This window comes from Lysobacter sp. CA199, assembly GCF_052078715.1.
In the GTDB taxonomy this organism is placed as follows: domain Bacteria; phylum Pseudomonadota; class Gammaproteobacteria; order Xanthomonadales; family Xanthomonadaceae; genus Lysobacter.
The window spans coordinates 343,393-363,181 of the sequence record NZ_JBQJIL010000003.1 but is presented as its reverse complement, the minus strand read 5'-3'; the positions used below and the strand labels follow the sequence as shown (position 1 = coordinate 363,181).

The following is a 19,789-nucleotide window of genomic DNA, read 5'->3' as shown; positions in this document are numbered from 1 at the left end:
TGAAAACCGGGCTCGACCTGAGGGACGCGGGCAAAACCAGCTGCGGCGGGACGCCGGGGCGGTCTTGGGAAGGCCGCCATTATCCCGGGTGTCGGGCCGGATAGCCAAAAGCCGGCCTGTGGCGCGGGGCCGAGCCGCGATAAACCCCAAAGTTTGGAGGTAGGAGCTGCGCGAGCTGCGACCGCGAAAACGCGACTATGGCGGGGGTTACGGCGCGAACCGATACGGTGCGGCCGCGGCTTGCGCCGCTCCTACACGGGGTAAGCCGGAGCTGGCGCGGTGACTGGGGCTTCAGAGCCACCCGTTCTGGCGGGCGCGCCGATACGCCTCGATGCGGTTGCTGCTGTCGAGCTTGCCGATCGCCTCGGACAGGTAGTTGCGCACCGTGCCCTGGCTCAGGTGCAGGCGCTCGCCGATCTCGGCGGTGGACAGGCCCTCGCCGGCCAGGCGCAGGACCTGGCGCTCGCGCTCGGTCAGCGGGTCTTCGTCGCTCCAGGCCGCCACCGCGAGCTGTGGGTCGATCGCGCGACCGCCGCGGTGCACCTGGCGCAGGGCTTCGGCCAACTGCCCGGCCGGCGCGTCCTTGAGCAAATAACCGCGCACGCCGGCGTCCATCGCCCGGCGCAGATAGCCCGCGCGGCCGAAGGTGGTGACGATGACCACCCGCGTGGGCATGCCCGAATCGCGTACCCGCATCGCCAGATCGATCCCGGTCATGCCCGGCATCTCGATGTCGGTCACCACCATGTCCGGCTGGACGCGTTTGACCGCCTCCCAGGCCTGGGCGCCGTCGCCGGCCTCGGCGACGACTTCGATGTCGGGTTCCAGGTTCAACAGCGCGGCCAGTGCGCCGCGCACCAGGGCCTGATCTTCAGCGAGCAACAGACGGATCATGCGGTACCTCGTTCGAGCAGGGCCGGCTCGCGCCCGGTCCCGGTAGCGGCGGTGGGCGCCGGCAGCCGGCGCGCGGCGGCGAGCGCCTCGCGCGACACCAGCAGACTCAGGCGCGTGCCCGCGCCGTTGGGACTTTCGATTTCCAGCACCCCGCCGACCGAGCGCAAGCGCTCGCGCATGCCGGTCAGGCCGTGGCCTTCGCCGGACACGCCGCCGCGGCCGTCGTCGGCGATCGTCAGCACGATGCCGCCGCGGGCGTCCTGGGTCAGTTCCACCTCGACCCGGCGCGCGCGCGCATGCCGCAGCACGTTGGTCACCGACTCGCGCAACGCCAGCGCCAGCACCGCCTCGACGTTGAGCGGAATGTCGACCGGGGCCAGCTTGTGATCCAGGCTGATCTCGCCGCCCAGCAGCGCCAGACGCGCGGCCGCCAGTTCGGCCTGCAGGCCGTTGGCGCGGATGCCGGCGACCGCCTCGCGGACCTGGGTCAGCGCCTCGCGCGCGACCCGCTCGACCTCGCAGATCTGATCCTGCGCGGCCTTCTTGTCGTGTTCCAACAGCCGCGCGGCGAGCTGCGATTTGAGCACCACCACCGACAAGGTGTGGCCGAGCAGATCGTGCAGATCGCGGCCGATGCGTTCGCGTTCGGCCAGGCTGGCTAGACGCCGCACTTCTTCCTGGGTCAGACGCAGTTCGGCGTTGCGGCGCTCGCGCGAACGCGCCGCAAGCACACCGGTGAACACGATCGCGCCGACCAGCACCTGGATCAGCACGCTGAACAACGGCGATCCCTCCGGCGGCAGGGTCGCGATCGATTCGACGCCGAACACGGTGAACAACGCCGTCGTCAGCAATATCCCGCGCCACAGCGGCAGGAAGCTGGCGATCATGCCGGCGGCGAAGATCAGATACGTACCGCCGCCGATGCCGAACGGCACCGTGACCAGTCCGATCGCCGCCACCGCCAGCACCAGCCACAGCCGCAGCTTGGCGCCGCCGCGGTAGAACGCCCAATACAGCGGCAGAAACACGATCACCGAGCCGATCGCCATGGCGAAGATCCACCACGGCGCCGGCCACTGGAACACCGGAATGAAGACGAAGCTCAAATACAGCAGCGACGCCAGATGCCAACCCAGCAGGTTGTCGTGGGTGTCCAGCGGCGGTCCGGGCATGCGCATGGTCGGAATCCTGAAGTTCGTTCGCGGCCCGGCGAACCGGGCCCCGATCACGGCACGTACTGCGCCAGCTACGCGTTGCTCGAAGGTGGGAAGCGAATGCATGACCACTGCAGACCTCTGACTGTTCAGGCACTCACAGACCACGATCGATGCGGACTTTAGCGGAGTTCGAAGGATTCGATCTCAAACTCGAACGGTCCCGGCGCGCCGATCGCGCTCACCGCGATCGTGCGCAAGCGCTTGAGATCGATGTCGGCGCGACCGGCCAACGGCATGCTGACCTGCTGCGATTGCGCCGTGCTCTGGACCATCTGGATGGCCGGCTTGTCGCCGGTGCCGGCGCCGGAGAACGCCAGCACCATCAGGCTGCGGCCGTCGCCGCGCACGCGAAACCGCATTTCGCGCACAGCGCTCGCGTCGGCCGCGCTCATCGGCAGGGACCCTGGGTCGAACATCAGGCCGCCCCAGGTCTGGCCAAGGCCGGCGACGATCTCGCCCTTGGCCGCGAGCGAGGGCGTGGCGGACTTGCCCGGTTCCAGGCGCGCGGTCGACTTACCGCCGACGACGCCGTCGCTGGTGGCCGACCAGCGCGCGCCCGGATCCAGCGCGATCGCGCCGGGCCGAACCACCGCCAGGTTCGCGTCGGGCGCGCGCGCCGCGGCGGTTGCCGCCGGCGCGGGCGCGGCCACGGCCGCGGCGAGCGCGGCGGCGACGCACAGCGTGGCCAGCAGCACGGCCACGCTCAGCAAGGTGGCGCGCGACGTTACGGGCGGGACCGGCGGCGAGCTCGACGGCCGGCGGTTTGGACTCGGATGGTTCATCGGGCATCCATGTAGCGAGGGGGACGGCGGCCGACGAGGCAGCCGTCGATCAGGGGGAAACCGGACGGCTTGCGCCGATGGTCGCGAAGGGGTGCGGGCGGGCGATCGCCAGGCGAGCGCGCGAACCGGACACGGCGCTGGCGCCCTGCCCGGCCCGGCCGGCCGCCAGCGCGATCGCGGCCGGCATCGGCGAGCGCTGCCGCAAGGTCGCGGCGACGACGTTGTGGAAGGGATGGATCGCGGTCATCGCCGAGCCCCATGCGGTTCCGGAAGGTGTGGGCACTGTCGGTTTTGCGATCGTTCCGCGGCAGTGCACGAAGACATTCATCGCCGGTGACAAGCGTCACCAGCGGTACGAAACGCGGGCTCCGGGCGGCGGATGAACCGGCTCGGGCCAGGGGGTTATCGGGGAACAGCGGACGTGATAGACTCGCTTAAATCATTGAAATGAAAAGAAAAAACGTCGAAAGACGACAGGCTTACGCAAAAATTTTGCGTAAGGATTCGTGGTTTCAAGGGGTTACGTGGGGGCTTGGTTTCAGTCCCCTTCGTTTAGTGTGAGAGATGGCGCTTGGCAGCCGGGGGCTGCTGCAACTGCGAGCGTCCTGCCATGAAGGCGGACCGGTCTCCCACGGAATACACGGCAGGACGCCGACGACTTTTTTGGAGATCGACATGACCAACCTGCTCAGCCCACTCGCGCCGCTGCGCGCGCACGCCGGCAAACGCCGCACCGTCGGCCTGGACGACGACACTGTCGCGCGTTTCGCCGTCACCCATCCCGAGCTCGGCGAAGCCATCGCCGCGGCGGCCGCCGAGTACGCGCTGATCCGCGATCTGCACGCCGATCTGCTCGACCTGGACGAGGACGCGCAGATCCATGCCGTACAGGACGGCTACGTCAATTTCTATCCCGACGACGGCGTCAATCCGTACATCGCCCTGTCCGCGCGCGGCCCCTGGGTGATCACCCTGAAGGGCGCGGTGCTGCACGACTCCGGCGGCTACGGCATGCTCGGTTTCGGCCACACCCCCTCGGCGGTGATCGCCGCGATGGCCAAGCCGCAGGTGATGGCCAACATCATGACCCCGTCGCTGTCGCAGTTGCGCTTCGAGCGCGCCCTGCGCGGGGCCATCGGCGTGGAACGCGGCGGTTGCCCGTACGAGCGCTTCTTCTGCCTGAACTCGGGTTCCGAATCGGTCTCGCTGGCCGCCCGCATCGCCGACGTCAACAGCAAGCTGATGACCGACCCGGGCGCCAAGCACGCCGGCCGCGCGATCAAGCGCGTGGTGGTCAAAGGCAGCTTCCACGGCCGCACCGAGCGTCCGGCGCTGTATTCGGATTCCTCGCGCAAGGCCTACAACCAGCACCTGGCCAGCTACCGCGGCGAGGACTCGGTGCTCACGGTCGAGCCGTACGACATCGACGCGCTGAAGAAAATCTTCGCCGATGCCGAAGCCAACCGCTGGTTCATCGAGGCGATGTTCCTGGAACCGGTGATGGGCGAAGGCGACCCGGGCCGCGGCGTGCCGCCGGCGTTCTACGCCGCCGCGCGCGAACTCACCCGCAACCACGGCTCGCTGCTGCTGGTCGATTCGATCCAGGCCGGCCTGCGCGCCCACGGCGTGCTGTCGATCATCGATTACCCCGGTTTCGAAGGCCTCGACGCGCCGGACATGGAGACCTACTCCAAGGCGCTCAACGCCGGTCAGTACCCGCTGTCGGTGCTCGCGGTCGGCGAACGCGCGGCCTCGCTGTACCGCAAGGGCCTGTACGGCAACACCATGACCAGCAACCCGCGCGCGCTCGACGTCGCCGTCGCCGTGCTCCAGCAGGTCACCCCGGAGCTGCGCGCCAACATCCGCGCGCGCGGCGCCGAGGCGATCGCCAAACTGGAAAAGCTCAAGAGCGAACTCGGCGGCCTGATCACCAAGGTCCAGGGCACCGGCCTGCTGTTCTCGTGCGAGCTGGCCCCGCAGTTCAAGTGCTTCGGCGCGGGTTCCACCGAGGAATGGCTGCGCGAGCGCGGCATCGGCGTGATCCACGGCGGCGTCAACTCGCTGCGTTTCACTCCGAACTTCACCATCGGCAGCGACGAGCTGGAACTGCTGACATCGATGGTCGGCCGCGCCCTGCGCGAAGGCCCGCGCGCCCAGCAGGCCGCGGCGGCCTGAATCCGGGCGACCCCGGGCGGGAAGCGCGAACGGCGCTTCTCGCCCCGGGCCGGCTTGTCTACACTCAGCGCTGACCTTACTGGAGTCACGGAATGATCCGTTTGTCGAACAAGGAAACCGGCGCCGACATCGGCGAGATCAGCGAAGAAGAACTGCAGATCCTGGTCGCGGCGCTGGAAGAAGAAAACAGCCGGGACCAGGATTACTGGATCGACCACGCGGTGGTGGACATGATCGAGATCGATCATCTCAACGCCGGCTCGCTGATCACCGTGCTGCGCGCGGCGATCGGCGGCAGCGACGGGGTCGAGATCAAGTACGTCCGCACTGCCTGAGCCATGGCTCACGGAAACGCAGCGAGAGGCCGGGCAACCGGCCTTTTTGCTGTCTGTGGCAAAAAGCCACGCCACTCCCCCGCCCCGCATGCTGTTCCCCTTGAAAAAGGGGGTAGGTGGATTTGCTCCTGCTCCACCTAAAAGCAACAGCAAAAGCGAATCCCCCGCGCCGCTTCGCGTCGCCGCCCCCTTTTTCAAAGGGGGCAACGGCAACAGCGCCGCAACAAGATCTCGCACTTCGCAGCATCGCGCTTGCGCCCCGCCCCATAACCATCAATCCTTTGCGCCACCGATCGCCGCTGCGCACATAGGCCGCTCATGAAAATCGTCGAAGTCCGCCACCCGCTCGTCCAACACAAGCTCGGCTTGATGCGTCGCGCCGACAACAGCACCAAGTCGTTCCGCGAGCTGGCCTCGGAAGTCGCGACCCTGCTGACCTACGAAGCGACCGCCGATCTGGAGACCGAGGAAGCGGTCGTCGAAGGCTGGGCCGGGCCGGTGACCACGCGTCGGATCAAGGGCGCCAAGGTCACCCTGGTGCCGATCCTGCGCGCGGGACTTGGCATGCTGCCGGGCGTGCTGGAGCTGATTCCGGCGGCCAAGGTCGGCGTGGTCGGCCTGCAACGCGACGAAGAAACCCTGCAGCCGGTCGGCTACTACGAAAAACTCACCGGCCGCATGGACGAGCGCACCGCGCTGATCCTCGACCCGATGCTCGCCACCGGCGGCAGCCTCATCGCCACCGTCGATCTGCTCAAGAACGCCGGCTGCAAGCGCATCAAGGGCTTGTTCCTGGTCGCCGCGCCGGAAGGCTTGAAGGCTCTGGAAGCCAAGCATCCGGATGTCGAAGTGTTCACCGCCTCGGTGGACGAGCGGCTCAACGAGGTCGGCTACATCCTGCCGGGCCTGGGCGATGCGGGCGACAAGATTTTCGGAACCAAGCATTACGCCTGATGCGTTGGCCCTGCGCGATCTGATCGAAAAGCGTCGGGGCTGAAAGCCCCTCCCACAAAAGACTTCCGCAAACGCGTCGGGGCTGAAGCCCCTCCCACAAAAGACTTCGCAGCTGCGGCGTTCTTGTAGGAAGGGCTGTAGTTACGAGGTCTTTTGTGGGAGGGGCTTCAGCCCCGACGCTCTTCCCCCGCGCAACCGACTATTGCCGCAAACGCTGCCGCCGCTTGCGCAAGCGATACAACACGATCAGCGCCAACACCACGGCCACCGCGAACCAACCCGGCGACCAGCCGCCGTGTTCGGCGGCGTCGACCGGATCGGCCGGCGGCGGACGAACCCGTGCCGGCGCGGCGCGCAAGGCTTCCGCGATCGCTTCCGGACGCGCGCGCCAATGGCCCTCGCGCAGTTCCAATCGGCCCTCCAGCGGCGGCAGGCGCAATTCGCGCCAGGTCACGCGCAGATCGCCGATCTGCGGCGCCAGCGGATTTTCCGAACTGCCCAGGCCATCGCCCTCGGGCTGGAAGGTCGCCGCCAGATTGGCCGGCAGACGGCTGAAGTTCGGCCGGAACAGTTTCCACTCGCCCAGCGCGCGCAACACCGAACTGTCGATCGGCTTGCCGTCCAAGATCGCCGACTCCGACCACCAGCGCTTGTTTTCCAGCGGCATGCGCGCCGGATTGGCATGGCCGGGCGCGAAGCCGCTCGAATCGATCGGCGCGGAGTTCCAGATCCGCTGGTAACCCAACTCGCTCGACACCGGGCCGGTCGAGCGCTGCCACTGATACATCTCGACCCGCCGGTCCAGACCGAACTGACGCGTGAGCACGCCGAAATCGCGATCCGACAAGGCCTTGCCGGGCAACGGTTCGCCGACCGGCTCGCCGCTGTCTTCGTCCTGCGCGCGCACCGGCGCGACGCCGCACAACGCCACCGCCAGCGCGAAGGCGAACAGCGCGCGCGACGCGGCGGCCAAGTTCATGCAGCCAAGGCCCTGGCCTGCAGCTCGGCGACTTCGTGCGCGGTGCCGAACTTGCCCTTGTCGTCGCGCACCACCTGGGCCAGCGCACATCCGGGATCGTGGGTGAAGAACAGATGCACGTTGCGTTCGAGCTTGTCGCTGAGGAAATCTTTCTTCTCGTCGATCAGCAGCTCGGCGTTGCGGTCGTAGCCCATGGTGATGGGCACGTGCACCCACGGCCGTCCTGGAATCAGATCGGCGCAGAACACCACGCCGCCGTGCGGCCGGCCTTCGATCGTGTCGGGTCCGACGATCTCGGCGAGCATCAGGCCCGGCGTGTGGCCGTGGCTGTAGTGGAAACGCACGCTGTCGCCGAGCAGTTTGGAGTGTTCGCCTTCGACCAGTTCCAGCCGGCCGGTCGCTTCCAACAGGCCCGGCAATTCCGGGATGAAGCTGGCGCGGTCGCGCGGGTGCGGATGCAGCGCGCGTTCGTAGTGTTCGCGTCCGACCACATACGACGCATTCGGAAACAGCAGCCGCGGCGCCTGCCCTTCGGCCCAGGGCGAGAGCAATCCGCCGGCATGGTCGAAATGCAGGTGCGAGAGCACCACCACGTCGATGTCGTCGGGCGCGAAACCGGCCTTGGCCAGCGAGTCGATCAGCACATGGCGTTCTTCGACCACACCGTAGCGTTCGCGCAGCTTGGGTTCGAAGAACGCGCCGATGCCGGCTTCGAACAACACCGTCTTGCCGGCCAGCGGGCTGGCCAACAACGCGCGGCAGGCCAGCGCGATGCGGTTTTGCTCGTCCGGCGGCGACCATTTGGCCCACATCGCCCGCGGCGCGTTGCCGAACATGGCGCCGCCATCGAGTTTCTGCGAGTTGCCGAGGATCGACCAGAGTTTCATGACGGCACCGCCCGATTGCGGGCACTGGCGGGGGAAGCTCGATTCTAGCCGGGACAACGGATTGGCGGGGTCAGGGAATGGAGAATCGGGAATCGCTCAAACGTTCACGCAGCGTCCTGTACCGCTCTCGCCCGTCCTATTCCCCAATTCCCGGCTTTACTGCGGCGTCGCTACCGTCGAGAAATGGAAAATGAACTCGCCGTCGCGCCCATCGCCGCCGAGCACCCGCACCGGCGCCAACGGGCGGTCGGCGACCAAGGTCGCGGTGCCGCTGGCCGACAGCTTGCTGATCAGGCCGGCCGAACGCCCGCTGATCTTGATCAGCATTTCCTGTCCCGGCACCAGCACCACCCGCCCGATCGAAGGGTCGCTGGTGCGCGGTTTGACCTCGCGGCCTTCTTCATTGTCGAGGTAATCGCGCGAGGGCAGTTGGAACAGGTCCTGGCCGCCGGCGCTGATGTCGAAGGACCACGTCGTGCTGCCGTTGGAGCCGTCGTTGAGAACCTCGATCTTGTCCAGGGTCAGCAGCACCGAGTAGCGCGACGGCGCCTTGGGCTCGGCCGGCTTGACCGCGGGCGCGGCCGGCGTCGGCGAGGCCGCCGCGCTGGGTTTGTCCTTGTCCTTGAGTCCGCCGATTTCGCGCACGTTGTTGACCAAGGTGGTCAATGCGACCAGAAACGCCACCAGCGCGATCGAAATCGCGGGCACGCGGGTATACCAGCGTTTGTTTTCGTCGTCGCTCACTACTGCCCGCTCCCCTGTCCCGACGCGGCTTGCGTACTGTTCATCCGGCGCAATCTACTGCAACGCGCGGCCGCCGCGCCATCGCGGCCGTCGCGCGGCAATTCAGGGCTTATCCGGCAGCACGTCGGCCTCGCCGACCGGATTGCGCGGATCGGTGCCGCCGGACAGCGTGTTGGTGCGCTTGTCCCACATCACTGTCTGCAGATTGCCCCAGGTCGATTCGCCGGCGTTGACCTTGTGCCCCATCGCCTGCAGCTTGGCCACGGTGTCGGCGTCGAGCGCGCCGGCTTCGGCGGAGATCACGTCGGGCATCCATTGATGATGGATGCGCGGTTGCGCGGCGACCTGTTGTGGCGTCAGGCCGGCGTCGTAGGCCAGCACCGCCAGCAGCACCTGGGTGATGATGCGGCTGCCGCCGGGCGCGCCGACCGCGATGACCTTGTCCTTGGATTCCAGGAAGCTCGGCGTCATCGAGCTGAGCATGCGCTTGCCCGGCTCGGGCGCATTGGCGGCGAAACCCATCACGCCGAAAGCGTTGGGCGTGCCCGGACGCAGGGCGAAATCGTCCATTTCGTTGTTGAGCAGCACGCCGGTGCCCGGCGCGACCAGGCCCGAGCCGTACAGCAGGTTCACCGTCTGGGTGGCCGAGACGCGATTGCCTTCGCGGTCGATGATCGAGAAATGGGTGGTTTCGTCGTCTTCCAGCGGCGCCGGCTGGCCCGACAGCAGATCGCTGGGCGTGGCTTTGTCCGGATGAATGGTGGCGCGCAGGCCGGCGGCGTAATCGGCGCTGGTCAAGCGCCGCAGCGGCATCTTCACGAAGTCCGGATCGCCCAGGTAGATGGTGCGGTCGCGGTACGCGCGGCGCATGGCCTCGACGATGATGTGGGTGCGATGCGCGGGATCGAGCTTGCTCAGGTCCCAGCCTTCCAGTATCTGCAGGATCTCGGCGAACGCCACGCCACCCGAGGACGGCGGCGGCGCAGTGACGATGTCCCAGCCGCGATACTTCAAACGCAGCGGTTCGCGTTCGCGCACCTTGTAGCCGGACAGTTCATCGGCGCGCCATTGGCCGCCTTCTTCCTTGACCGAGGCCAGCAGCTTGTCGGCGACTTCGCCGCGATAGAAACCGTCGAAGCCCTTCTCGCCCAACAGCTCCAGCGTACGTGCCAGGTCGGGCTGCTTGAAGATTTCGCCGACCTTGGGCGGATTGCCGTCGGCCAGATAGACCTCGCGCGTGCCGCGATAGCGCTCCATCACTTCGCGCCGGCTGCCGTAGCTTTTTTCCAGGCGCGGATAGACCGGGAAGCCTTCGCGGGCGATCCGGATCGACGGAGCCAACGAGGTTTTCAGCGGCAGCTTGCCGTACTTCTGGGCGAGGTGGACCAGCGCCGCCGGCAAGCCGGGAATGCCGGCCGACCACGGCCCGTTGACCGAGCGATCGCGATTGAGCTCGCCCTTCTCGTCCAGGAACGCGGCCGGCGTCGCCGCGGCCGGCGAGGTTTCGCGCGCATCGACGAAGATGTCGCGATTGGTTTTGGCCTCGTGCAGCAGAAAGAAGCCGCCGCCGCCGATGCCGGAGCTGACCGGTTCGACCACCGACAAGGTCGAGGACACCGCGACCGCCGCATCGAAGGCATTGCCGCCCTTGCGAATGATCTCCAGGCCCGCCTGGGTCGACAGGGCGTGGGCGCCGGCGATCACGGTTCCGGGCGGATGCGCTGCCGCGTGTTTGGCGGCCGTGGGTTTGGAAGCAGGCGCCTCGCAGAACGCAGGCGCGGCGATCAGCAGCGATGCGGCCAATAACCAGGGAGACATCAGACCGGCTCGCGGCCGCCACGCCTTGCGCATCGGGTTCACTCCTGTTGTAGACGCAGCAGCTTTTCGAGCAACTGCGGTTCGGATTCGACGTGTTCGGGGTCTTTGTCGATGCATTCGACCGGGCAGACCACCACGCATTGCGGTTCGTCGTAGTGGCCGACGCATTCGGTGCAGCGCGCCGGATCGATCACATAGATCGTTTCGCCCTGGGCGATGGCCTGATTGGGACAGGCCGGCTCGCAGACGTCGCAGTTCACGCAGAGTTCGTTGATTTTCAGCGACATGAGCGCTCGAAGGTGCCGGCGCTGTCGCGCGATTCGCTATACCGGCCAAGGCGCCCAGTTTAGGCCCCTATGCCCCCGGGGCATAGCTGAGGACCGGGATGCTGCGTGCCGTGGCCGTGGCCGCGCGCCCACGTAACCCCGCCGTTGCTGTTCCCCCCTTTGAAAAGGGGGCTAGGGGGATTGCTTGCGCTCTCGGCAAATCCCCCGCGCCGCTAACCTTGCCTAGCGTCGTGCGTTCGCCAGGGCGCCGCTCCGCTCTGGCAAAGGGGCGCCGTCGCCAGGACGGCGAGCGCGGCTTACTTCGCTTCGACGAACACGTAGTTCACGCCGGCCGCGGTGACCGCCGCCTTGACTCGCTCGCTGTCGGCCGCGTCGCCGATGAAGATGAACTTCACGCCCTTCATCGTCGCCGGCTGGACATTGGCGAAGGACGCCACGGCCAGATCGGCGGTCTTGGCCGAGTTGGGTGAGCCGAACGCGACCAGGTTGCCTTCCAGGATGCCGCGCGACATGTCGCCGACGGACTTTTCCAGCATCAGGTCGTAATCGCGCTGGAAGGTGGGCGACTCGGGCGCCGGCAGCACGTAGACATAGGTGCTGCCGTTGACGCCGTCCAGATTGCGCTTGACCACGTCGGTCAGATAAGCGCTCCAGGCGGTTTCGTCGCCGGTCTTGGGCGCCGACAACGGCGCGGCTTCGGCCGCGGCCTCCTTCTTCTCCTCTTTCTGGCAGCCGGCCACGAACGGCAGCGCCAGGCAGGCGATCAACAGCAGACGGGAGGAAGTTTTCATCGGTAGGCCCCTTGAGGTTCGGTTCGGGTGTGACGTTGGGTGATCAGTTTTTCTTGCGTTGCCATTCGGCCTGCAGCGCTTGCGCTACCGCCGGCGGCACGAAGCCGGACACATCGCCGCCCAGGCGCGCGATTTCGCGCACCAGCGAGGACGAAATAAAGCCGTATTGTTCGGCCGGGGTCAGAAACAACGTTTCGACCTCGGGAATCAGATGGCGGTTCATGCTGGCCAGCTGGAATTCGTACTCGAAGTCCGACACCGCGCGCAGCCCGCGCAGCAGCACGCCGCCGCCGACTTGCGCGACAAAATGCGCCAGCAGCGAGTTGAAGCCGCGCACTTCGACGTGATCGTGGTGAGCCACCGCCTTGCGCGCCAGTTCCACCCGGATGTCCAGCGGAAGCGCCGGGCTTTTGCCAGGGCTCTCGGCGACGCCGATGATCATGCGTTCGAACAACGGCGCGGCGCGATCGACCAGATCGATGTGACCGTTGGTGATGGGGTCGAACGTGCCGGGATAGACGGCGATGCGGTTGCGGGCCGAGCTCATTCGATGTGTCGTTCGCTGCTGGAATGACGGGGAGCGGGAAAGCCGCCCCCGCCGGATGCGGCGAAGTGTAGCAGCCGCTCGCGCGGGCCGGTCAGGCCGCGGCGGCCGGCCTGGACGGGCGCCGGATCGGGCGATAAGCCGGCCGGGAGCGGCGATCAGGGCTGCGCGCGGCGGTACAGCGCGTAGCGCACCTCGCGGGTGGCGCCCTCGCGGTGCGGCGACCATGGCAACGGCATTGCGATCGGGGTCGCAATCGGCGCCTCGACGTACAGCCAGGCCGAAGGCGCCAACCTCGGCAACAGCGCCGGCCACACCGTGTCCCACAATCCGGCCGCGAACGGCGGATCGACGAAGGCCAGATCGAAGCCGGGCACGCCCTCGCCCGCCTGCGGCTGAGCCGCCAACCAGCTCAGCGCGTCGGTCTGGACCACCTGCGCGGCCTCGCCGCCCTGCAGCCGCGCGGTCAGCGCGCGCAGTTGCGCGGCCAGGCCCGGTTCGCGCTCGACCAGCACCGCGCTGGCCGCGCCGCGCGAGAGCGCCTCCAGACCCAGCGCGCCGCTGCCGGCGAACAGATCCAGCACGCGCGCGCCCGGCAGCGCCGGCGACAGCCAGTTGAACAGCGTCTCGCGGACCCGGTCGGAGGTCGGGCGCAGGCCCGGCGCATCGGCCACGTCCAGACGCGTGCCGCGCCAACGCCCGCCGATGATCCGCACCTTGCCGGCCCCGCCGGAGCGGGCGGCGGCCGGCCCGGCGGCGCCGGGATCACGGCCGGAACCAGGGCCGGAACCGGCGCCTGCGCGCGCGTCGCGTCGGGAAGTCTTCATCGGGTGAGTCCGGGAGCCGGTGCTAGCATGTGGAGATTCTCGCGCATGCCCCCACCTCCCGTCTCATGCTCAGTTTTTTCCGCCGTAAAAAGAACGAAACCGCTGGCGGGAAACCGTCCGAGCGCGACTACAGCACCGAAGAGCTGGCCGCCGCGTTCCCGAACTCGCAGCCCGAACCGGCCGCCGTGTCCGAACCCGCGCCTGTCGCCGAGCCGCCGGTACCGCCGGAAGTCGTGGCCGCGCTGCACGAGATCGAACCGCCGCTGCCGCAACCGTCGGCCCCCGTGCCCGCGCAGGTTCCTCAGGTCGCCGCCGAGCCGGCCGCGACGGACGAACTGGCGCCGATCGCCCCGACCGACTACATCGACAAGCCCGCCGCCCCGGCCGGCAAGCAGGGCTGGCGCGAACGCCTGCGCGGCAGCGTGTTCGCGCGCAGCTTCGGCGGCCTGTTCTCGCGCAATCCGCGCCTGGACGACGATCTGCTCGACGAGATCGAAACCGCGCTGATCACCGCCGATGTCGGCGTCACCGCGACCACCGCGTTGGTGGAGAACCTGCGCAAACGCATGAAGGCGCGCGAATTCGCCGACGCCAACGCGCTGCTGGCCGCGTTGCGCGCGGACCTGATCGCGATGCTGCAGCCGGTGGCCAAACCGCTGGTGATCGACGTCGACGCCAAGCCTTTCGTGCTGCTCACCGTCGGCGTCAACGGCGTCGGCAAGACCACCACCATCGGCAAGCTGGCCAAGCGTTTCCGCGACGAAGGCCGGCCGCTGATGCTCGCCGCCGGCGACACCTTCCGCGCCGCCGCGGTGGCGCAGTTGCAGGCCTGGGGCGAACGCAATGGCGTGCCGGTGGTCGCTCAGGGCCAGAACGCCGACGCGGCTTCGGTCGCGTTCGACGCCTTGCAGGCGGCGAAAGCGCGCGGCACCCAGGTGCTGATCGCCGACACCGCCGGGCGCCTGCACACCCAGCAGGGCCTGATGGCCGAACTGGGCAAGATCCGCCGCGTGCTCGGCAAGGTCGATCCGACCGCGCCGCACGAGGTGCTGATGGTGATCGACGGCACCACCGGACAAAACGCTTTATCGCAGCTGCGGCAGTTCCATGCTGTTGTAGGCGTAACGGGATTGGTGGTGACCAAGCTCGACGGCACCGCCAAGGGCGGCGTGGTGTTCGCCCTGGCGCGTGAGTTCGGCATTCCGATCCGCTTCGCCGGCATCGGCGAGCGCCCGGAAGACCTGCGCGTGTTCGACGCGGAAGCCTTCGTCGACGCCCTGCTGCCCGACGCGCTCGGCGGCGGCTGAGGCGCGATGCCCGCGCAGACGACGGCGCCACCGGCACGCCGCTCGCGCAAGCGGATGTATCTCGCGATCGCGCTGCTGTTGGCGGCGCTGATCGGATTGCGCTGGGTCTCGCGGCCCAGCCAGGTCAGCTGGATCGTGCTGGCCCAGGCCGGCCGCGCGCTGGGTTTGGAAATCAGCGCCGGCGGCGCCAGCGAATATCGGCTGCGCGGCACGCCGATGATCGTGGTGCGCGATCTGGTGGTGCGCGAACCCGGTGCGGGCCGACCTCTGCTGCGCGCGCAGCGCGTTTACTTGTCGCTGCCGTGGGCGACGATCCGCGCCGCCGGCGATTCGCTCGATATCGAACGGGTCGAACTGGACGCACCGCAGCTCGACATCGCCGCGCTGAACCATTGGCTGGCCACGCGCCCGCCTTCGACCGAACCGATCACGATTCCATCCTTGAGTCGCGGCGCCCGCGTGATCGGCGGACGATTGATCGGCGAAGGCTGGTCGGTCGAAAACTTCGGCGTGGATTTCGCCGAGCTCGGCCCGGAAAAGCCGGTGCGCGGGCGTTTGAAGGGACACGTGCTCAGCGACGGCGTCGCGATCCCGTTCGATGTGGCCGCAACCTTGCAACGCGCGTCGCTCGCGCGCGGCGTGGGCATGGCGGGACAAGTCGCGGTCGAAGCCCGGGACTGGACATTGCCGATGCGCGTGCGGCTCGGCGCCTTGCTGTATTCCGGCGACGATGGCCTGGGCCTGGACCGGTTGCGTCTGGGCGCCAATGCGCGTTACCGCGCGGGCGACACCGATCTGCCGTTCGTCTACGGCGTGGCCGGTCCGTTGCGCTATCGCGACGGCAAGCTGAGCCTGGCGCCGATGGGCGCGATATTGCGCGGCGATGACACAGCATCCGGTAGCGCGGCTTCGAATGCATCGGCGGTCAACGCGCCAACGCCGAACAACGCCGCGGCGAACACCGCAACAACCGCAAGCCTGATCCCCAACCTCGACGCCCATGGCAGCTTCGCGTTCGGCCAGGCCTTGCAACTGCATTGGCAGGGAACGCTCGCGACCTGGCCCGCCGGCTGGCCCGCTCTGCCGCCGCCGCTTGGACAATCCGATTCGCCGCTGCCGTTCCGACTCGATTACCAAGGCAAGGCCGATTTCTCCGGTCCAACCGCGCTGCAACTGCAACGCGATCAAACCCGCTTCGACGCCGGCTTCCGCCTGCCGGCGGTGTTGCAATGGCTCGACGTGAGCGAAGGCTCGCCGCTGCCGCCCTTGAACGGACGCATGAGCACACCGAAGATCGAAATCTCCGGCGCCACCTTGGAAGGCGTCGAGATCGAAATCGAAGACGATCCGCAAGAACCCACGGCGCCGCCTGCGGCGCGCTGAAAACCGATGACCTCCCGTAGCCAAAGCGCCAACGACTCCGCCCCGACCCGCGCCGGCAAGACCGGCCGCGCGAAGAAATCCGGCGCGCACGACACCGCAAGCACCGACGACGCCTTCGCCCGCCGCCTGCTCGCCTGGTTCGACGTCAGCGGCCGCCACGATCTGCCCTGGCAGCATCCGCGCTCGCCGTACCGAGTGTGGCTGTCGGAAATCATGCTGCAGCAGACCCAGGTCAAGACCGCGGCGCCCTACTTCGAACGTTTCGTCGCCGCATTGCCGAGCCTGCCCGCGCTCGCGGCCGCCTCGCAGGATCAGGTGCTCGGGCTGTGGTCGGGCCTGGGCTACTACGCCCGCGCGCGCAATCTGCACGCCGCGGCCAAGCTGTGCGTGCAACGCCACGACGACGATCTTCCGCGCGACATCGACGCGCTTACCGCCTTGCCAGGCATCGGCCGCAGCACCGCCGCCGCGATCTTGTCGCAGGTCTGGGGCGACCGCCACGCCATCCTCGACGGCAACGTCAAACGCGTGCTCAGCCGCTATCACGGCATCGACGGATTTCCCGGCCTGCCCGCGGTGGAGCGGCAACTGTGGGCCTTGGCCGAATCGCATCTGCCGCACGCGCGCATGACCGACTACACCCAGGCGCAGATGGACCTGGGCGCGACCTTGTGCACCCGCGCCGATCCCGCCTGCATCCTGTGCCCGCTGCAACCCGACTGCATCGCGCGACTGCAGGGCCGCGTGGCCGAATTGCCGGTCCCCAAACCCGGCAAGGTCGCGCCACAGCGCCACGCGCAGGTGCTGTGGCTGCTCGATCGCGACGGCCGCGTGCTGTTGCAACGGCGCCCGCCCGCCGGCATCTGGGCGTCGCTGTGGACGCTGCCGCAAACCGACGACGAAACCCAGGCCGCGCAATGGTTCGCCGCGCACGCGCGCGGGGATTTCGCCGACGGCGCGGTACTGCCGCCGATCGCGCACGCCTTCAGCCACTACAAACTGCAACTGCAGCCGCGGCGCTGGCGCGAGGTCGCCTTGCGCGACGCGGTCGGCGACAATGACGACCTGCGCTGGTTCGCGCGTGAAGAACTGGCCGCGCTCGGCATTCCCGCGCCGATCCGTAAATTGATCGAATCCTTGCATTGATCGAACCCGCGTCCTCGGCGCGATCCACGCCCTCCGATCCGCCCCCAGCAACCGCCCCACTTCGATAGGATGCCCCGATGAGCCGCAGCGTTTTCTGCCAGTACCAACAGCGCGAAACCGAAGGCCTGGATTTCGTTCCTTGGCCCGGCGCATTGGGCAAGCGCGTGTTCGCCGATATCGGCAAGGCCGCCTGGGCGGCGTGGCTGGCCCACCAGACCATGCTCATCAACGAAAACCGGCTCTCGCCGCTGGATCCCAAGCACCGCGCTTTCCTGGAAGCGGAGATGGAGAAATTCCTGTTCGGCGGCGGCGCCGACAAGCCGGCCGGTTACGTGCCCGAAGCCTGATTCTGCTGGTCCCGCCCGACAGCCGTCGCTTCGCCATCGGCAACGTCGCCTGCCACCCGACCTCGCGTCCGTAAGCCACCGATCGTTGCGCGCGCATGCGGCGCAGCAAAACAAAGCCCGGTGATTCGACCTGGCTGCGACGTCGCTCCGGCCTGAACAGCGGTCATGGCGCGATCGGCATCGATACCGCTCGAATCTGCGACCCAGTTCCGCGCCACGGCACCTCAGCCTTCGCGCACTTTCGTGTAGAACCAGGACTCCGGTCTCGGCCGGAAACCATGCACGAATTCACCAGCGTAAGGAGAGTCCCGATGTTCAAGACGAACAAGGCGCGCATGCGCAAATGGTCGCTGCCGCTGCTGGCCGCCGGCCTGGCCGTGTCGGCCGCCGCGCTCGCGCTGCCGGTACCGAACGACGACGAGAGCTACACCTTCACCTTCTACTCCGACGCCAGCCGCACGGTGGTCGTCGGCAGCCGTACTTACGGCAACTGCGGCGACTCGTATTCGACCGGCCGCATGACCTCCTGGTCGACCTTCTACAAGACCACCTGCACGCCTCCCTGAGTCCACAGGTTTCCCGCGGCCGGTCTTCGCACGCAGCGCAAGCGCGCCGCACCCGTCGTGTCCAACAACCCCGTCGTGTCCAACAACAAGGAGAGTTCGAAATACGCAAGTCGTTCAAGAGCAAACTCGGCCTGATCGTGTTCGGCGCCGGCATGGCGCTGTCCATGACCGCCAGCGCGCTGCCCTACCCCGGGCCGGACGAAGGTTATGTACAGACCTGCTATTCCGACGCCACCCGGACCACCATCGTCGGCGAGCGTTCCTACGGCAATTGCGGCGAGCGGTTCGATTGGGGCGATCGCACCCGCTATTTCAGCCTCAGCAAGATCGTCTGCGGCGACGGAGGCCCGCACCCCTGATGCGCGCCCGCACCGAGCCCGGCTATAGGCCGGGCCCGGTGCGAGGTTTCCGCTGCGACCCAATCACTCGGCCGCTTCGACTCCGAACGCCGCCGGATAACGCACCCGTCCGGATTGCCCGCGCAACGCGCCCTCGACCAGTTCCAGCGCCATGAACGCCTCGCCCGAAAACGGCGCGGCCAGCTTGGCCGCCAGCGCCGCGCTGAAACCGAAGCGCGGGTAGTAGGCCGGATGCCCGAGCACGATCACCGCTTCGAAACCGCTGTCCGCCAAGCGCGCCAGCGCATCGCGGATCAGCATCGACCCCACGCCGGAGCGTTGGTAGTCCGGCCTCACCGATACCGGCGCCAGACACAAGGCGTCGACGGTTCGGCCGTCGACGATGACCGGCAACGCGGTGAACAACACGTGGCCGACGACTTCTTCGTCCTCCACCGCCACCAGCGACAGACGCACCCATCCTTCCTCGCGCAAGCGCTCGACCAGATCGGCCTCGTCGTCGCCGCCGAACGCGGCGCGGGTGATCGCATGGATTTGCGCGCGGTGCGCGGCTTGTTCGATCTCGATTCGCATATCGTCCTCCTGCCCGCATGCGGGCGCCCGATCGCGGACAGCACTGAACATCAGCAGACTCAGCATGCCGGTCACCTATTGTCGTATTGGGGACGCACGACCTGCCGTCCCAGATGAGTGATGCGGTACGGCCCGCCCTGGCTGGAAGCGATGAGCTGGCGCCGCTTGAGTTTCTTGAACACCGTCAACGAACAATCCGCGAGCCGGAACCCGTCGCGGTTGTAGCAGTCGACTTCGATGATGGCCGCCCTATCGGCGGCGCGGCGATGGTGGATCGCGCCACCCTGAGCCAACGCGTGCAGGACGCGTTGCTCCAACTTGGAAATATTCATGTCGCATGTCGGTTGTAGCCGGAACGAACGCGACGACGCGCACCCGCGTTGCGCGGATGGCGAACAGATTCGACGCGTTACCCACCTTCGCGAAGCGAAGGATTAGCGGGTGGCTACACTCTCAGACATGGTATCCCTCTGGACCCGCCGATCGGCGGTGATTGGGGATGCGGACCGTAAAACGCGCCTGGGCCGGTGTCAAGCCGGCCGTGCGACTAAGGCGCGGATCCGTTCACCGTCGCGAAGCGCGCGAGGCGGCTGCCTCGCCGTGCCGTCCCGCGCGTCTCAGCGTTTTCTTCCGGTCGGTTTCATTCCGGGCGCACGCGACGGCTTGTCCAACTCGGTCAAGCGCCGCGGCGATTCGTCGCCGTCGAGCTCGTCGAGCACCGCCGCCGGATAGTCGGCGAAGACGTTTCCCCCACCAGCGTTGAATCGTGGTGTCCCGGACCCGCCAGCCGTTGCCGGCGATCGGCTTGTCGACATGACGCCGCTTGCACGCGCCCATGCCCGATCCATCGATAGCGACGATGCGCACAGCG

23 protein-coding genes are annotated in these 19,789 nt (G+C 67.8%); 10 read left to right on the top strand and 13 right to left on the bottom strand.

The window, feature by feature from the left end; all coding sequences use genetic code 11:
• Positions 1-291: 291 nt before the first annotated feature.
• The 3 genes from ACTOWJ_RS06285 to ACTOWJ_RS06275 all read right to left on the bottom strand — a co-directional run bounded on the left by ACTOWJ_RS06285 (position 292) and on the right by ACTOWJ_RS06275 (position 2,896).
• Complete coding sequence (locus ACTOWJ_RS06285) at positions 292-894, bottom strand: response regulator transcription factor (RefSeq protein ID WP_336093968.1); 603 nt, start codon at positions 892-894, stop codon at positions 292-294.
• The gene (locus ACTOWJ_RS06280) at positions 891-2,075 is read right to left on the bottom strand and encodes a sensor histidine kinase (RefSeq protein WP_441333742.1); all 1,185 of its coding nucleotides are present in this window, start codon (positions 2,073-2,075) and stop codon (positions 891-893) included. Before ACTOWJ_RS06280 ends, ACTOWJ_RS06285 begins: the two co-directional genes overlap by 4 nt.
• A 158-nt stretch (positions 2,076-2,233) precedes the next feature.
• Positions 2,234-2,896: a CIA30 family protein gene (locus ACTOWJ_RS06275; protein ID WP_441333741.1), complete on the bottom strand. Its 663-nt coding sequence runs from the start codon at positions 2,894-2,896 to the stop codon at positions 2,234-2,236.
• Between the two features lie 77 nt (positions 2,897-2,973).
• Here ACTOWJ_RS06275 and ACTOWJ_RS06270 point away from each other — a divergent pair, with 77 nt between their 5' ends.
• The 4 genes from ACTOWJ_RS06270 (at position 2,974) to upp (ending at position 6,360) form a co-directional block, all read left to right on the top strand.
• Positions 2,974-3,279, top strand: a complete 306-nt coding sequence (locus tag ACTOWJ_RS06270) for a hypothetical protein (protein WP_441333740.1) — start codon at positions 2,974-2,976, stop codon at positions 3,277-3,279.
• Between the two features lie 292 nt (positions 3,280-3,571).
• Entirely contained in the window at positions 3,572-5,071 is a 1,500-nt protein-coding gene (locus ACTOWJ_RS06265) for an aminotransferase class III-fold pyridoxal phosphate-dependent enzyme (RefSeq protein WP_441333739.1), read from the top strand.
• Positions 5,072-5,163: 92 nt separating this feature from the next.
• On the top strand, positions 5,164-5,406 hold the full coding sequence (locus tag ACTOWJ_RS06260) for a hypothetical protein (protein WP_441333738.1): 243 nt from the start codon (positions 5,164-5,166) through the stop codon (positions 5,404-5,406).
• 318 nt (positions 5,407-5,724) lie between these two features.
• Positions 5,725-6,360, top strand: coding sequence for a uracil phosphoribosyltransferase (gene upp / locus ACTOWJ_RS06255; RefSeq protein ID WP_441333737.1), 636 nt, complete (start codon positions 5,725-5,727; stop codon positions 6,358-6,360).
• A 199-nt stretch (positions 6,361-6,559) separates the two neighbouring features.
• Here upp and ACTOWJ_RS06250 read toward each other — a convergent pair whose 3' ends face one another.
• The 8 genes from ACTOWJ_RS06250 to rsmD all read right to left on the bottom strand — a co-directional run bounded on the left by ACTOWJ_RS06250 (position 6,560) and on the right by rsmD (position 13,237).
• Entirely contained in the window at positions 6,560-7,339 is a 780-nt protein-coding gene (locus ACTOWJ_RS06250; protein WP_441333736.1) for a TMEM43 family protein, read from the bottom strand.
• Positions 7,336-8,226, bottom strand: coding sequence for an MBL fold metallo-hydrolase (locus ACTOWJ_RS06245; protein WP_441333735.1), 891 nt, complete (start codon positions 8,224-8,226; stop codon positions 7,336-7,338). Before ACTOWJ_RS06245 ends, ACTOWJ_RS06250 begins: the two co-directional genes overlap by 4 nt.
• Before the next feature lie 156 nt (positions 8,227-8,382).
• A complete protein-coding gene (locus tag ACTOWJ_RS06240; protein ID WP_441333734.1) occupies positions 8,383-8,970 on the bottom strand; it encodes a hypothetical protein in 588 nt (195 codons plus the stop codon).
• 102 nt (positions 8,971-9,072) lie between these two features.
• Entirely contained in the window at positions 9,073-10,788 is a 1,716-nt protein-coding gene (gene ggt, locus ACTOWJ_RS06235) for a gamma-glutamyltransferase (RefSeq protein WP_441333733.1), read from the bottom strand.
• A gap of 38 nt (positions 10,789-10,826) precedes the next feature.
• A complete protein-coding gene (locus ACTOWJ_RS06230) occupies positions 10,827-11,075 on the bottom strand; it encodes a YfhL family 4Fe-4S dicluster ferredoxin (protein ID WP_441333732.1) in 249 nt (82 codons plus the stop codon).
• Between the two features lie 296 nt (positions 11,076-11,371).
• Positions 11,372-11,866 carry a hypothetical protein gene (locus tag ACTOWJ_RS06225; protein WP_441333731.1) on the bottom strand — a complete coding sequence of 165 codons (495 nt, stop codon included), beginning with the start codon at positions 11,864-11,866 and terminating at the stop codon, positions 11,372-11,374.
• A 43-nt stretch (positions 11,867-11,909) separates the two neighbouring features.
• Entirely contained in the window at positions 11,910-12,413 is a 504-nt protein-coding gene (gene coaD, locus ACTOWJ_RS06220) for a pantetheine-phosphate adenylyltransferase (protein ID WP_441333730.1), read from the bottom strand.
• Positions 12,414-12,568: 155 nt separating this feature from the next.
• Positions 12,569-13,237 carry a 16S rRNA (guanine(966)-N(2))-methyltransferase RsmD gene (rsmD, locus tag ACTOWJ_RS06215; RefSeq protein ID WP_441333729.1) on the bottom strand — a complete coding sequence of 223 codons (669 nt, stop codon included), beginning with the start codon at positions 13,235-13,237 and terminating at the stop codon, positions 12,569-12,571.
• A gap of 65 nt (positions 13,238-13,302) precedes the next feature.
• Between rsmD and ftsY the strand changes: the two genes are divergently transcribed.
• From ftsY to ACTOWJ_RS06185, 6 genes are all read left to right on the top strand, one after another.
• The gene (gene ftsY / locus ACTOWJ_RS06210; RefSeq protein ID WP_441333728.1) at positions 13,303-14,544 is read left to right on the top strand and encodes a signal recognition particle-docking protein FtsY; all 1,242 of its coding nucleotides are present in this window, start codon (positions 13,303-13,305) and stop codon (positions 14,542-14,544) included.
• Between the two features lie 54 nt (positions 14,545-14,598).
• Entirely contained in the window at positions 14,599-15,927 is a 1,329-nt protein-coding gene (locus ACTOWJ_RS06205; RefSeq protein ID WP_441333727.1) for a hypothetical protein, read from the top strand.
• A gap of 6 nt (positions 15,928-15,933) precedes the next feature.
• A complete protein-coding gene (gene mutY, locus ACTOWJ_RS06200; RefSeq protein ID WP_441333726.1) occupies positions 15,934-17,073 on the top strand; it encodes an A/G-specific adenine glycosylase in 1,140 nt (379 codons plus the stop codon).
• Positions 17,074-17,150: 77 nt separating this feature from the next.
• The gene (locus ACTOWJ_RS06195) at positions 17,151-17,420 is read left to right on the top strand and encodes an oxidative damage protection protein (RefSeq protein WP_441333725.1); all 270 of its coding nucleotides are present in this window, start codon (positions 17,151-17,153) and stop codon (positions 17,418-17,420) included.
• A 311-nt stretch (positions 17,421-17,731) separates the two neighbouring features.
• Entirely contained in the window at positions 17,732-17,986 is a 255-nt protein-coding gene (locus tag ACTOWJ_RS06190; RefSeq protein WP_441333724.1) for a hypothetical protein, read from the top strand.
• Between the two features lie 152 nt (positions 17,987-18,138).
• A complete protein-coding gene (locus tag ACTOWJ_RS06185) occupies positions 18,139-18,345 on the top strand; it encodes a hypothetical protein (RefSeq protein ID WP_441333723.1) in 207 nt (68 codons plus the stop codon).
• Between the two features lie 63 nt (positions 18,346-18,408).
• Here the strand turns inward: ACTOWJ_RS06185 and ACTOWJ_RS06180 are convergent, their stop codons facing one another.
• Together ACTOWJ_RS06180 and ACTOWJ_RS06175 are read right to left on the bottom strand one after the other, a co-directional pair.
• Entirely contained in the window at positions 18,409-18,918 is a 510-nt protein-coding gene (locus ACTOWJ_RS06180; RefSeq protein WP_441333722.1) for a GNAT family N-acetyltransferase, read from the bottom strand.
• Positions 18,919-18,989: 71 nt separating this feature from the next.
• On the bottom strand, positions 18,990-19,250 hold the full coding sequence (locus ACTOWJ_RS06175) for a YjhX family toxin (RefSeq protein ID WP_441333721.1): 261 nt from the start codon (positions 19,248-19,250) through the stop codon (positions 18,990-18,992).
• Between the last annotated feature and the right edge of the window lie 539 nt (positions 19,251-19,789).